The sequence below is a fragment of the Delftia sp. GW456-R20 genome (genome assembly GCF_001622915.1).
GTDB classification, from domain to species: Bacteria; Pseudomonadota; Gammaproteobacteria; order Burkholderiales; family Burkholderiaceae_C; genus Comamonas; species Comamonas acidovorans.
Window position 1 is genome coordinate 400580 of sequence record NZ_LWCN01000003.1, and the last position, 12436, is coordinate 413015.

Genomic DNA, 12436 nt, shown 5'->3' on the forward strand with positions numbered 1-12436 from the left:
GCACGGTCCGATCTCAGGCGCCCTGCGGCAGATAGCTTGGCCGGGCCGCCGTCATGCCGCGCTTGACCTGCTGGGTGAGCTCGTCGGCCAGCACTTCATCGAGCCCGGCCTCCAGTCCGTCCAGCGCGCGGCTGACGATGTCCTCGGGGCTGGACTTCGGCGCGTCAAGCCCGCGCGTGAGGTCCGTGTCGACATAGGCCATGTGCAGGCCCAGCACCTGTGTCTTCTGCCCTGCAAGCTCGCTGCGCAGGGCGTTGGTGAGCGACCAGGCGGCCGACTTGCTGGCCGAATAGGCGGCCAGCTCGCCGCCGTTCACCCAGGAGGCCACCGACAGCACATTGAGCAAGGCCCCGCCGCCGTTGGCCTTGAGAACCGGCGCGAAGGCCTGGCTCATGCGCAGCACGGCGAAGAAGTTGGTCTCGAAGATGCGCCTGGCGACCTCTTCGCTGTCGGGCGCCATGAAGCCGCCGGGCTGGGCGATGCCGGCGTTGTTGATCACCAGCGTGACGTCCGACGCCAGCGCGGCGGCGGCGGCCACGTCCTGCGGGCGGTTCACGTCCAGCTGCAGGGCATGCACGCCGGGCTGGGTGACCGTGGCGGGGTCGCGCGCGCCGGCGTAGACCTTGCGGGCGCCACGGGCAAGCAGCTCGCGTGCGAAAGCCAGGCCGATGCCGCGATTGGCGCCGGTGACGAGAACAACAGCGTTTTCAATTTTCATGGAGCACTCCAGGGGTGGGGAAAAACAGATTCAACGGATCTTGATGACGACCTTGCCCTTGGCATGGCCGGCTTCGGCATAGGCAAGGGCCTCGTTGGTGGACTCGAATGCGAAGACCTTGTCCACGACCGGGCGGATGGCGCCCGCCTCGACGAGGCGGGTGATCTCGCGCAGCTGGGCGCCGTTGGCCCGCATGAAGAGGAAGGAGTAGTCAATGCCACGGCCTCGCGCCCGGCGCCTGATGCCGGAGCTGAGCAGCCGCATCACCAGCCGAACGAATGCGGGCGCCGCGATGTTTCTGCCAAACGCGGGATCGGGTGGGCCGGAGATGGAGACCAGCTTCGCGCCGCCCTTGAGCACGCGCAGGGATTTGCCAAGCGTCTTGCCGTCCTGGCTGTTGAGCACCACGTCGTAGTCGTGCAGGACGTCCTCGAAGTCCTGCGTGCGGTAGTCGATGACGACATCCGCACCCAGGCTCCTGACCAGCTCGAAGTTGGCCGCGCTCGTGGTGGTGGCAACGGTGGCACCCAGGTGCCTGGCCAGCTGGATGGCGAACGTGCCCACGCCACCGGAGCCGGCCTGGATGAAGACCCTTTGCCCCTTCGTCAGCTTCGCTGTCTCCACCAGGGCCTGCCAGGCCGTCAGGCCCACCAGGGGGATGGAGGCGGCCTCTTCCATCGTGAGCCCCTTCGGTTTTGGCGCCAGCGACGACTCCTTGACCGGCACGAACTCCGCGAACGTGCCGATCCGGAAATCGTCCGTGCGTGCATAGACCTCGTCGCCCGGCTTGAACTGCCGCACGCGCGGGCCGGCCTTGACCACCACGCCGGCCACGTCGTGGCCCAGGATCAGGGGCAGGCGATAGGGCAGGATGAGCTTGAATTGCCCGTCCCTGATCTTGGAGTCCAGCTGGTTCACGCCTGCGGCATGGACCTGGACCAGGACTTCATCGTCACGCAGCTGCGGCTCGGGCACCTCTGCCAGCTGCAAGGCGCGGTTCGCTCCATGGCTTTCCAGAACAAATGCCTTCATGGTCTTCCTTTATATGATGGTCATCATATGTAACGACGAAAAAATCCAGGCACATGCACAGGGCATGCGCCATCAATGGCTGGCCGGCGACAGGTGCTTGAGTGCTGCTTCGCGAAGGCTGTCGGACAGGGCCGGATCGTCCACCGCCCGTGCCAGCAGCAGGCTGCCGACCATGGTGGACAAGGTGACGAGCGCGCGCTCATGGGCACCGGGCTGTCCCCAGTCCGGCGATTGGCGGGCGATGAGATCGACCATTTCCTTGATGTGGCCCGTGGCCACGCGGCGCACCTCCGGCGCCTGGCGCGAGGTCTCGGAGCCCAGGGCCGCCAGGGGGCAGCCCACCTCGGCGCGCTGGACATGTTCCTTGGAAAGGTAGGCGGCCAGCATGGCCTGCAGCACCATGCCGGGCGGCGCCTTGGCCACCACGTCGGCGACGGCGGCACAGGACTCGGCGCAGGCCTTGCCCGCCGCTTCGGCCAGCATGGCGTCGCGCGAGGCGAAATGGGCGTAGAAGGCGCCGTGCGTCAGGCCCGCCTCCTTCATGATGTCCGCCACCCCGGTGCCGCCATAGCCGCTGCGGCGGATGGCCCGCGCCGCCACGGAGACGATGCGCTCGTGCGTGGCCTCCTTGGCGGAAGCCCGGGCGCTGGAATTTGTGTTTCGCATGATGATCATCATACATTGTTTGCGCCATGCACGCGCCGCAGATGGGACATCCGCCCGCAGCCATTGCATGGACAATCCCGGCATGTCTGCTGCTGCTTCACACAACAATCCATCCCGCCCCGTGCTCATTGCCGGCGGCGGCATCGGTGGCATGGCCACTGCCCTCACGCTGCACCAGATCGGCGTGCCCTGCATCGTGTTCGAGTCGGTGGCGCAGTTGCAGCCGCTGGGCGTGGGCATCAACCTGCAGCCGAACGCGGTGCGGGAACTGCATGACCTGGGCTTCGGCAACGATGTGCTGGACACCATCGGCCTGCAGGCGCGGGAATGGGCGCTGGTGGGCCGCAACGGCAACGAGGTATATGCCGAGCCGCGCGGGCTGCAGGCGGGCTACCACTGGCCTCAGTACGCGGTGCACCGCGGGCAGTTGCAGATGATGCTGTTCAACGCCGTGCGGGAGCGCCTGGGCGACGACGCCGTGCAGCTGGGCCGGCGCGTGGTGGGCTACCGGCAGGACGCCGAGGGCGTGACCGCCCTCATCGACACCCGCGATGGCCAGCGGCTGGAGGTGCAGGGCTCACTGCTGGTGGCGGCCGATGGCCTGCACTCGGCCGTGCGCGCGCAGATGCACCCCGCGCAGCCGCCCATCCAGTGGGGTGGCGCCATCATGTGGCGCGGCACCACGCCGGGCGTGCCGGTGCGCACCGGTGCGTCCTTCGTGGGCGTGGGCTCGCTGCGCCATCGCGTGGTGCTGTACCCCATCACGCCGCCGGACCCCGTCACGGGCCTGGCCACCATCAACTGGATCGCCGAGATCACGGTGGACAACGACGGCGGCTGGCAGCAAGGCGACTGGAACCGGCGCGTGGCGCTGGAGGAATTCATCCACCACTTCGACGGCTGGGACTACGGCTGGCTGGACGTGCCGGCCATGCTGCGCGGCGCCACGGATGTCTTCGAGTACCCCATGATCGACCGCGACCCCGTGCCCACCTGGGTGGACGGCCGCGTGGCCTTGCTGGGCGATGCGGCGCATGTGATGTACCCCGTGGGCTCCAACGGCGCCAGCCAGGCCATCGTGGACGCGCGCGTGCTGGGCGCGCAGTTGCTGGACCACGGCGTGGGCCCGCAGGCGCTGCGCGCCTATGACGACAGGCTGTGCAAGGACATCTCGGCCCTGGTTCTGCGCAACCGCGGGGCCGGCCCCTTCGGCCTGCTGGGGCTGGTGGACGAGCGCTGCGGCGGCGTCTTCGACCATATCGACGAGGTGCTGCCGCGCGAGGAGCGCGAGGGCTTCATGGCCCGCTACAAGGCAGCGGCCGGCTATGCGATCGAGACGCTCAATGCCGCAGCCCCCACCATCGCACCTGGTCGGCGCATGACCGGCGCGTGACCAGGGACTGAGCCCTTGTGCGGCAGCAAGGGCCGCGAGTCGCCATAATCGGCGCTTGCCCCTGGCAGCCATTCCCAGATTTACATCACAGACCAAGCAGGAAGACCACATGCCCATCAAATCCATTCTGAAATCCACCGTGGTGACGCTGGCGATCGTGGGCAGTGGATCGCTTTTTGCGCAGGGCGCGCCCCTGAACACAGCGGCGTTTGACGCCCTGGTGGCGCAAGGCCCCGTCGCCGACGCCGCGACCATCGCCTCCAGCACCTGGGCCAGTAAGATCAAGCAGACCGGCACGCTGCGCCTGGGCAGCACCCAGACCTCGAATCTGTTCTCCCTGCTCAACGAGAAGGACGGCAAGATCCGCGGCTTCGACGCAGGCCTGGCCCAGCTGATCACGCGCTACATCCTGGGCGATGCGTCCAAGTACCAGTTCGCACAGGTGACCTCGTCCACGCGCGAGCAGGTGCTCATCAACAACCAGGCGGACATGGTGATCGCCACCTACTCAATCACCCCCGCACGCGCCGAGAAGATCTCGTTTGCCGGCCCCTACTACACCTCGCAGGCCGGGGTGCTGGTCAAGGCAAGCAACAAGACCGTGCAGTCGTACAGCGATCTGGCAGGCAAGAAGGTGGCCACGCAGGCCGGCTCCACGGGGCCCGCCATCCTGGCGCAGCACGCGCCCAAGGCGGTCGTGCAGGAGTTCCAGACCCACCAGGAAGCGCTGGACTCCCTGCGCCAGGGCCGTGTGGATGCCTATGTGACCGACTACACCCTGCTGCTCAACACCCTGAGCCTGGGCACTGGCGACGCGCGGCTGGCAGGCGCGCCCTTTGGCGCCCAGGATTCCTACGGCATCGGCCTGCCCAAGGGCTCGGACGGCGTGGCCTTCATCAACGCCTTCCTGAAGAAAATCGAAGCCGATGGCACCTGGGCCAAGCTGTGGACCGTCTCCATCGGACAGCGCACCGGCAGCACGGCCGTTCCCACGCCGCCCGCCCTGCCCTGAACGATGGGTGACATCTCCCGGCTCCTCGCCGACCACGGGCCTGCCTTCTGGCAGGCCCTCTTGCTGACCTGGAAGCTCACCGCCTTCTCGTTCCTGCCCGGCTTCCTGCTGGGCGTGGTCGTGACGGTGCTCAGGCTGCTTCCGCTGCCGCCGCTGCGCTTCGTGCTGACGGGCTACGTCGAGATCTTCCGCAACATTCCCAGCGTGGCGCTGCTGATCTTCATCGTGTTCGCGCTGCCCGATCTCAATGTCGTGATCGACTATGAGCCCAGCGTGATCCTGGCCCTGACCCTGGTCTGCTCCGCGTTCACGGCAGACTATCTGCGCGCGGGCATCAACACCATTGCCGGCAGCCAGATCGAGGCCGCGCTCAGCCTGGGCATGCGGCCCATGCAGATCATCTCGGCCGTGGTGCTGCCGCAGGCGCTGCGCTCGGTGGTGCAGCCGATGACGTCGCTGCTCATTGCGCTGATGCTGTCCACCTCGCTGGCGTCCCAGGTGCCGCTGGCGGGCCGGGAGCTCACGGCGCTCGTGTCCAAGATCGCCAACGACTCCGCCGTTGGCATGGCCGCCTTCGCGGTGGCCGCCGCCCTGTACGTGGCCACCGGATTGCTCATTGCCTGGGTGGGCGCCATCCTGGAAAAGAAGCTGCGGATACTGCGATGAGCCGTTCTCTGGAAGACATTCTGTTTGGCGCGCCCAGCCCGCAGGCCAGGAAGATCACGCAGGTGGTCAGCCTGATCGCCGCGGCCGGGCTGATTGCGCTGGCTGCGGGCGTCGTGTGGCGTTTTCATTCCGCAGGCCAGCTCGAGGCCCGGTTCTGGGAATTCTTCGCCTGGCCCACCACCTGGGCCTTTCTGGCCAAGGGCCTGCTCGGCACGCTGGCGTCCTCGGCCATGGCCGCCGTGATTGCGCTGAGCCTTGGGCTGGTGCTGCTGGCGGGGCGCCTGGCGCGGCCCCGCATCGTGCGCTGGCCCAGCATCGCCGTCATCGAATTCCTGCGCGGCACGCCCACGCTGCTGCTCATCTACGTGTGCTTTCTGGTGCTTCCCGCAGCCGGCATCAAGCTCGGCACGTACTGGATGCTGACCCTGCCCATAGGCCTGAGCACCGCCGCCGTGGTGGCCGAGGTGTACCGCGCAGGCGTGCTGGCCGTCCCTCGCGGCCAGACCGATGCCGCGCGAAGCCTGGGGCTGACCGAGGTCCAGGTCTTCCGGTTCGTCGTCTTCCCGCAGGCCCTGCGCTACATCGTCCCGGCCCTGGTCGCGCAGCTGGTCATCGTGGTCAAGGACACCACCTTCGGCTACATCGTCACCTACGGCGAGCTCATGCAGAACGCCAAGGTGCTCATTGCCAACTACCACGCGCTGGTGCCCGTGTACCTGGTGGTGGCGGTGCTGTACTGCCTGGTGAACTATGCGATATCGAGGGCGAGCAGGCGGCTGAGCCGGCCGGTGCACTGAGCCTCGTCACGAACGGCTTGTCGCGAGAGCACGGCTTGCAACTGCCATTGCCATGGCCAGGGCAACGACGATCAGAACGGCCGAGACTGCGAACGTGATCCGCATCGCGTTGGCAACGGCCTCGGGATGCGCCGTTGCGATGTCGGGCGTCTTTGAAGCGAGCGCGAAAACCGTCCCCATCATGGATGCCCCGGTGATGAGCCCGAGGTTGCGCGACAGGCTGAGCATGCCCGAGATGACTCCGCGCTGGTCTGGATGGACATTCGCCATGACGGCGGTGTTGTTGGCCGCCTGGAAGAGCTGATATCCAGGGGTCAGGACGACGATGGCAGCAACGTATCCCGCCACGCCGAACATCGACGCAAGCACGGACAGTGCAAATGCCCCCGCCGCCATGGCGATGAGCCCGACGATGGCCATGGATGGCGCGCCCCAACAATCGACGGCACGGCCAGAAGGGACACCGCTCAATATGGCGACCAGCGGGCCCACCGCCATCACGATGCCAACAATGGCTTCGTTGAGCCCGAGCGCACGGGCGAGGTAGAACGGCCCCACCACCAGCGTCGACATCATCACCGTCGAGACGAGCGCATTCATGGCAAGGCTTGCGCTGAAGCCTGGATCACGAAACATCGCCAATCGAATCAAGGGCGATGCGGCTTTCGCCTCGGCAAGCACGAAGAGCACGGCCCCCAAGGCAGTGGCCAACACAAGAGCCCCGTTGAGCGGACCGAAACTTCCGCGCCCCAGCGTCATGGCCAGTGCGTACGCCACAAGCGTCACAGCCAGCAGCAAGGTGCCCAGATTGTCGAAGCGGGCCCGCCCCGTCTTCTCCCCCCGGCAATCGGCGGGCAGGTAACGGTGCGCGAGAACCCATGCCACGATACCCAGCGGTACGTTGACGAGAAAGATCGCCTGCCAACCGAGTCCGGCGACCAGAACGCCGCCCAGCGATGGACCGAGAGCGGTGCCCATTGCGGACATCGTTCCGAGCAGTCCCATGGCGCTGCCGGTCCTTTCCTTCGGCACCGTCCCAGCGACAAACGCCATGGTGAGGGCCATCATGATGGCCGCGCCAAGACCCTGCACCGCCCGGGCGGCAATCAGCAGCCGGAGCGTGGGCGCCAGGCCGCAAAGGACCGAGGCCAGCGTGAACAGGAAGATGCCGACCAGCAGCAGCCGTCGGCGGCCCATGACGTCACCGAGCCGCCCGACGCTGACGATCGGGGCGGTGATGGCCAGCAGATAGGCAAGGACGATCCACTGGACCTGCTGGAAAGAGGCGCCGAACGCCTGAGCCAAGGTCGGCAACCCCACATTGGCGATGCTGGTGCCCAGCGATGACAGCAACATCGATAGCGAAAGGCTGGCAAGCACCCACCGAATCGACGGCGTCTGCTCTGCACGGTCAGCGGCTATCCCATCTCTTGCTGTCGTGGCTGATTCTGGTGTGATTTTCATCGTTGGTGACTCCCGAAATTGAGCTATCGGAAGCGTAGTTCCCTGCCCGGCATGGCGGAAGGCGCACCACTTTCACTTTATTCATGCGTCTGGCGCCATGTCACCACACGCCGTGCTACGGTCGATCCATGTCAAGACCCGATCTCAACCTGCTTGTCACCCTGGATGTGCTGCTTGCGGAAGGCAACGTGGCGCGCGCCGCCCAACGGTTGCGGCTGAGCCCGTCAGCGATGAGCCGGGCGTTGGCGCGTTTGCGGGAGACGACGGGCGATCCGCTGCTGGTCCGGGCCGGTCGCGGCCTCGTTCCCACACCTCGGGCGCTCGAACTCCGCGAGCGGGTCAGCCAGCTCGTGCAGGACACGGAAGCGGTTTTGCGCCCTGCCGAGCAGCCCAACCTCCAGCAGCTGGTCCGAACGTTCACACTGCGGACCAGCGAAGGCTTTGTGGAGAATTTCGGACCGGACCTGATTGCCCGCGTCGGCGAGCAAGCGCCTGGCGTTCGCCTTTGCTTTGTGCAGAAGTCAAACAAAGGGAGCGGCCCGCTTCGCGACGGCACGGTCGATCTGGAGACCGGCGTTGTCGGGAGCACGATAGGTCCGGAGGTGCGTGCGCAGGCGTTGTTCCGAGACCGTTTCATTGGCGTCGTGCGAATGGGGCACCCGCTGAGCCAGGGCGAGATCACGCCCGCGCGCTATGCGGCCGGCAGGCATATCCTCGTGTCCCGGCGAGGGCAGGACAAGGGGCCCATCGATGAAGCCTTGAGCTCTCTCGACCTGCAACGGCAGATCGTTGCGATCGTTGGCGGCTTTTCAGCGGCGCTGGCCTTGGCCCGGGCCTCCGACCTGATCGCCAGTGTTCCCGAACGGCACACGGGGAACCTGCGTGCCGGAATGCATGGCTTCCCCCTTCCGGTCCCTGTGCCGGAGATCACGGTTTCACTCCTGTGGCACCCGAGGCTGCATGCCGACCCGGCGCACCGGTGGCTGCGCGGGTGCGTACGGGAGATCTGCGCGGAACAGCACAGCGATTCCTGGCCATGCGAAAAAGCGGCCGAAAGCCCGGCGTGAGAGCGAGCGCGTGAAACCGCGCGTGAAACCGATGGCTATCCGAAGTGCGGCAGCGTGACTACAGCGTGAAATGAACATGGCGCAGCACACCGTCCCCGGCTATGCTCGGTGCCTTTGCCGTTGCGCAGTCGGCGCCCGCCGGCTCTCCAACGGACCTTGCCTGTTCAGGACCTCCCATGCACATCGAACCCGGCGTCGTCAGCCCCGAGAAAATCGCCCTCAGTTACGTCACTGCCGCAGCGGCCTTCGGCCTGACCGCCGCCCTGGCACGGCAAAGCCTGCGCGACAACGGCGGCGCGCTCGCGCTGCTGGTGCGCAGCGTGATCACCACCGCGCTGGTGTTCAGCTTCTTCGAGGTGTTTCCGCATGAGCCGGTCGGCGTATCCGAGGTTCATCTGATTCTGGGCTCGACCTTGCTGCTGATGTTCGGCGCGGGTGCTGCGGCCATTGGCCTGGCGTGCGGCCTGCTGGTCCAGGGCCTGTTCTTTGCACCCTTCGACCTGCCGCAGTACGGCATGAACGTCACCACCTTGCTGGTGCCGCTGTATGCGGTGAGCCAGCTGGCGCGCCGGCTGATTCCGGCCGGCACGGCCTATGTGGACATCAGCTACCGGCAGGCCCTGGCCCTGTCCACCACCTACCAGGGCGGCATCGTGCTGTGGGTCGCCTTCTGGGCCATCTACGGACATGGCGCCAGCCTGGCCACCATGACCGAGGTCGCAAGCTTTGGTGCCGCCTACATGTGCGTGGTGCTGGTGGAGCCCCTGGTGGACCTGGCCGTGCTGTGGCTGGCCAAGCGTCTGGCCGCCTTCACGCAAGGGCCGCTTTTCAATACCCGCCTGCACGCAGCGGCCATCTGACAGCCGGCTTCCCGGTCACCGCACCTTCGGTGCTCCGCTGTGGCGGGCTGCTCAAGACTCCAGCTGCATCCGCGCTGACCAGCACCACGGCGGCTGCATCACGGAAATCAGGCCGAAAATCAGGCAACGGGCTCCCGTTCACGGGCCGCCCGATCCGTGACTTCCACCCAACGGACTGCTGCGCAGCAAGGGCTTGAAGGCCCGCATCCTGCGACAATTCGGCCCGCGCGCTCCGCTCCATTTCAATGCGACGGCCCCGACCTGCGCCGCATTGCTCCTTGCCTGGCAGCTATTGCACGGGGCCTGCCTGCGCCGATATCTTCATCGTCCATGGTTCTCGATCCCTTCACCCTGCTCGTTCTCACCACGGCCATGGCCGCCGCCTCGGCGCTGTATCTGGCTGCGGAATGGGGCAGCGTGCGCGAACGCTCGCTGCTGCTGTGGAGCGGGGGGTTTGCCATCATCGCCGTGGGCTGTGTGCTGGCCCTGCTGCGCTCCAGCGGCCATGTGCTGCTGGGCATCTGGTTTCCCAACGGCTTGCTGATCTGCGCGCACTGGCTGTTCCTGGCCGGCGTTGCAGCGTTCACGCACACCCGGCTGCCGCGCCTGTGGTGGCTGGTGGCCGTCGTCTGGCTGGCAATGCTGTTCATGCCCAGCGGGCCGTGGTGGTCCAGGGCAATGCTGGGCATCCAGTCGCTGCTGATCGCCGTCATCAGCCTGCGCGCCGGCCTGCTGCTGCGCCCGCACGGCGGCACGCTGGGCGTGGGCGCGGCGCAGCTGCGCTTCGTTCTGCTGGCCCACGGCCTGTTCTATTTCGCCAAGGCCGCCTCGGTCGTGGCGCTGGACACCTTCATCAACCTGGCCAATTTCCACGGCACGGTGATCCTGGTCTCGCTGGTGGAAGGCGTGATGGCGATCATGCTGCTCGCCATGTCCATGACCGGCACGGAGCGCCATCGCCGCGAGGAACGCATCGCGCAGATCGCCGCCCGCGACCCGCTCACCGCCCTGGACAACCGCCGCGCGCTCTATCTGCGCGCACCCCAGCTGCTGGAGCAGGCCTCACCGGCCAGCCCCTGCGCCCTGCTGCTGATCGATATCGACCACTTCAAGCAGGTCAACGACCTGCACGGCCACGATGCCGGCGACCGCCTGCTGCTGACGCTGAGCGACCTCATCCGCAGCGCGCTGCCGCGCGGCGCACTGGCCGCACGGCTGGGCGGGGACGAGTTCGTGATCGTGCTGCGCAGCGTCGACCACGCGGCAGCGCAGGCGCTGGGCCAGGACTTGCGCGAGGCCTTCGCGCAGCAGGCGCGGACCATGTTCGAGACGCCGGAACCGGTGTCGCTGAGCATCGGTGCCACCCTGTTCGACCAGCCCGGGGTGGAGCTGTCCCACTGGCTCAAGCAGGCCGACGAAGCCCTCTACACCTCCAAGCGCAAGGGACGGGACCGGATGGAACTGGTCCCGCTTGCGCCCGGGCGGCCGCACTGACGGCGCCGGGGGTGCCGAGGGTGCCCTGGCCCTGGGCATGCCTCACGCCAGCTCTTCATCCGCCAGCGCCAGCGCTGCTTGCGCCAGCAGTTCGGCGGCATGCGCATCGTTGCCGGGGGTGAAGACCCGGTGGCGCTGCGGGTCCAGCGGCGGGCCCCGGTCCACTTCGCCGGCTTGCGAGGCGACCACGCTGCGCGTGCCCAGGGCAGCAGCCATCATGGAGACGGTGGTGTTGTTGCACACGGCCACGCTGGCCGATGCCAGTGCCGCGCCCAGCATCCAGATATCAGTGCGGCCGCTCAGGTCCAGCGCGGGGTGGCGCATTTGCGCGGCCACCGATGCCACCAGGGCGCGCTCGTCCTCGCTGCCGGTGAGCAGCACTTCCAGCCCCGCCTGCGCCAGCCGGTCGGCCACGGCCGCGAAGCCGCTGGCGGACCAGCAGCGCACAGCCAGCCGCGCGCCCGGGTGCACGATGGCGTAGCGGCGGCTTGCGGGCAGCAGCGGGCGGACGCGGGCGCGGTCATCGGCATTCAACGGCAGGTCCAGCTTGAGACCGCGGCGCGGCAGGCCCATGTAGTCGGTCAGGGCCAGCAGGCCCAGCACTTCGCTGCCCTGCCCCGGCCAGGGCACAAAGCGCAGCGCATCCGCCTCGGGCACCCAGTCATCGGGGTCCGCAAAGCCCGCGTTGCGGCGCGCGCCAAAGTTGGCGACCAGGGCATTGGTGTTGCGGCCCGAGTCGTGCAGCTGCACCACCAGGTCAAAGCGGCGCGAACGCATGCGGCGCTGGAAGAAGCTGTATTCATCGGCCTTGGCCGAGGGCACGCCGGGCAGACCGGGCCAGCCGGGAAACAGCTCGAAGTCATCGACCGAAGACAGCCTTTGCGCCAGGCCTTCGGCCTCGGGCAGCCCCACCAGGGTGATGCGTGCCTTGGGCCAGGCCGCAGCCAATGCACGCAGAACGGGCGTGGCGCACAGCAGATCCCCAAAGCGGCGCGCGCGGAACACGCCGATTCTGCGCAGCTGCGGCAAGACGGCCGACCTGCGGTGGTCCGTGTATTTGCCGGACCTGAGGGCCGGGGTTGAATCGGCCAGCCTCAGCAAGGGGTGATTCATGGAATTCATGGGCACTCTCCGCCTGTGGTTGCAGGCCAGGGATACGTAGCAATCGGCGTGCCCGCTGCGCGCCCTCCCCCTGCAAAAGTCGGACGCCGTCTATCACGCCTGGCTGGGTTGCCCTGTCACACCCATGAAACATCGGCTGCAGACA

The 12436-nt window shown here is 67.3% G+C and carries 12 protein-coding genes; 7 read left to right on the forward strand and 5 right to left on the reverse strand.

The window, feature by feature from the left end; genetic code table 11:
- Window positions 1-13 precede the first annotated feature (13 nt).
- From A4F85_RS03125 to A4F85_RS03135, 3 genes are all read right to left on the reverse strand, one after another.
- The gene (locus A4F85_RS03125; RefSeq protein ID WP_063325626.1) at window positions 14-718 is read right to left on the reverse strand and encodes an SDR family oxidoreductase; all 705 of its coding nucleotides are present in this window, start codon (window positions 716-718) and stop codon (window positions 14-16) included.
- 30 nt (window positions 719-748) lie between these two features.
- On the reverse strand, window positions 749-1750 hold the full coding sequence (locus A4F85_RS03130) for an NADP-dependent oxidoreductase (protein WP_063325627.1): 1002 nt from the start codon (window positions 1748-1750) through the stop codon (window positions 749-751).
- Between the two features lie 72 nt (window positions 1751-1822).
- Entirely contained in the window at window positions 1823-2428 is a 606-nt protein-coding gene (locus A4F85_RS03135; RefSeq protein WP_063325628.1) for a TetR/AcrR family transcriptional regulator, read from the reverse strand.
- A 70-nt stretch (window positions 2429-2498) separates the two neighbouring features.
- On the opposite strand from A4F85_RS03135, the gene A4F85_RS03140 reads away from it, so the two are divergent.
- From A4F85_RS03140 to A4F85_RS03155, 4 genes are all read left to right on the forward strand, one after another.
- Window positions 2499-3809, forward strand: a complete 1311-nt coding sequence (locus A4F85_RS03140) for a flavin-dependent oxidoreductase (RefSeq protein ID WP_063325950.1) — start codon at window positions 2499-2501, stop codon at window positions 3807-3809.
- 109 nt (window positions 3810-3918) lie between these two features.
- The gene (locus tag A4F85_RS03145) at window positions 3919-4821 is read left to right on the forward strand and encodes a glutamate ABC transporter substrate-binding protein (RefSeq protein WP_063325629.1); all 903 of its coding nucleotides are present in this window, start codon (window positions 3919-3921) and stop codon (window positions 4819-4821) included.
- Between the two features lie 3 nt (window positions 4822-4824).
- Window positions 4825-5487 carry an amino acid ABC transporter permease gene (locus tag A4F85_RS03150; protein ID WP_063325630.1) on the forward strand — a complete coding sequence of 221 codons (663 nt, stop codon included), beginning with the start codon at window positions 4825-4827 and terminating at the stop codon, window positions 5485-5487.
- Window positions 5484-6284: an amino acid ABC transporter permease gene (locus A4F85_RS03155; protein ID WP_013801876.1), complete on the forward strand. Its 801-nt coding sequence runs from the start codon at window positions 5484-5486 to the stop codon at window positions 6282-6284. Before A4F85_RS03150 ends, A4F85_RS03155 begins: the two co-directional genes overlap by 4 nt.
- A 6-nt stretch (window positions 6285-6290) precedes the next feature.
- Here the strand turns inward: A4F85_RS03155 and A4F85_RS03160 are convergent, their stop codons facing one another.
- Window positions 6291-7748 (reverse strand): MFS transporter, encoded by a 1458-nt coding sequence (locus tag A4F85_RS03160; RefSeq protein ID WP_063325631.1) that lies wholly within the window; start codon window positions 7746-7748, stop codon window positions 6291-6293.
- Between the two features lie 128 nt (window positions 7749-7876).
- Here A4F85_RS03160 and A4F85_RS03165 point away from each other — a divergent pair, with 128 nt between their 5' ends.
- The 3 genes from A4F85_RS03165 (at window position 7877) to A4F85_RS03175 (ending at window position 11169) form a co-directional block, all read left to right on the forward strand.
- Window positions 7877-8815, forward strand: coding sequence for a LysR family transcriptional regulator (locus tag A4F85_RS03165; RefSeq protein ID WP_063325632.1), 939 nt, complete (start codon window positions 7877-7879; stop codon window positions 8813-8815).
- Window positions 8816-8991: 176 nt separating this feature from the next.
- Window positions 8992-9675 (forward strand): energy-coupling factor ABC transporter permease, encoded by a 684-nt coding sequence (locus A4F85_RS03170; protein WP_034395797.1) that lies wholly within the window; start codon window positions 8992-8994, stop codon window positions 9673-9675.
- Between the two features lie 330 nt (window positions 9676-10005).
- Window positions 10006-11169, forward strand: coding sequence for a GGDEF domain-containing protein (locus A4F85_RS03175; RefSeq protein ID WP_063325633.1), 1164 nt, complete (start codon window positions 10006-10008; stop codon window positions 11167-11169).
- A 42-nt stretch (window positions 11170-11211) separates the two neighbouring features.
- Here A4F85_RS03175 and A4F85_RS03180 read toward each other — a convergent pair whose 3' ends face one another.
- Complete coding sequence (locus tag A4F85_RS03180; protein WP_063325634.1) at window positions 11212-12291, reverse strand: glycosyltransferase family 9 protein; 1080 nt, start codon at window positions 12289-12291, stop codon at window positions 11212-11214.
- Window positions 12292-12436: the final 145 nt, after the last annotated feature.

Coding starts and splice junctions, on each gene's coding strand:
- A4F85_RS03125 (WP_063325626.1), bottom strand. CDS start 718: ATGAAAATTGAAAACGCTGTTGTTCTCGTCACCGGCGCCAATCGCGGC.
- A4F85_RS03130 (WP_063325627.1), bottom strand. CDS start 1,750: ATGAAGGCATTTGTTCTGGAAAGCCATGGAGCGAACCGCGCCTTGCAG.
- A4F85_RS03135 (WP_063325628.1), bottom strand. CDS start 2,428: ATGATGATCATCATGCGAAACACAAATTCCAGCGCCCGGGCTTCCGCC.
- A4F85_RS03140 (WP_063325950.1), top strand. CDS start 2,499: ATGTCTGCTGCTGCTTCACACAACAATCCATCCCGCCCCGTGCTCATT.
- A4F85_RS03145 (WP_063325629.1), top strand. CDS start 3,919: ATGCCCATCAAATCCATTCTGAAATCCACCGTGGTGACGCTGGCGATC.
- A4F85_RS03150 (WP_063325630.1), top strand. CDS start 4,825: ATGGGTGACATCTCCCGGCTCCTCGCCGACCACGGGCCTGCCTTCTGG.
- A4F85_RS03155 (WP_013801876.1), top strand. CDS start 5,484: ATGAGCCGTTCTCTGGAAGACATTCTGTTTGGCGCGCCCAGCCCGCAG.
- A4F85_RS03160 (WP_063325631.1), bottom strand. CDS start 7,748: ATGAAAATCACACCAGAATCAGCCACGACAGCAAGAGATGGGATAGCC.
- A4F85_RS03165 (WP_063325632.1), top strand. CDS start 7,877: ATGTCAAGACCCGATCTCAACCTGCTTGTCACCCTGGATGTGCTGCTT.
- A4F85_RS03170 (WP_034395797.1), top strand. CDS start 8,992: ATGCACATCGAACCCGGCGTCGTCAGCCCCGAGAAAATCGCCCTCAGT.
- A4F85_RS03175 (WP_063325633.1), top strand. CDS start 10,006: ATGGTTCTCGATCCCTTCACCCTGCTCGTTCTCACCACGGCCATGGCC.
- A4F85_RS03180 (WP_063325634.1), bottom strand. CDS start 12,291: ATGAATTCCATGAATCACCCCTTGCTGAGGCTGGCCGATTCAACCCCG.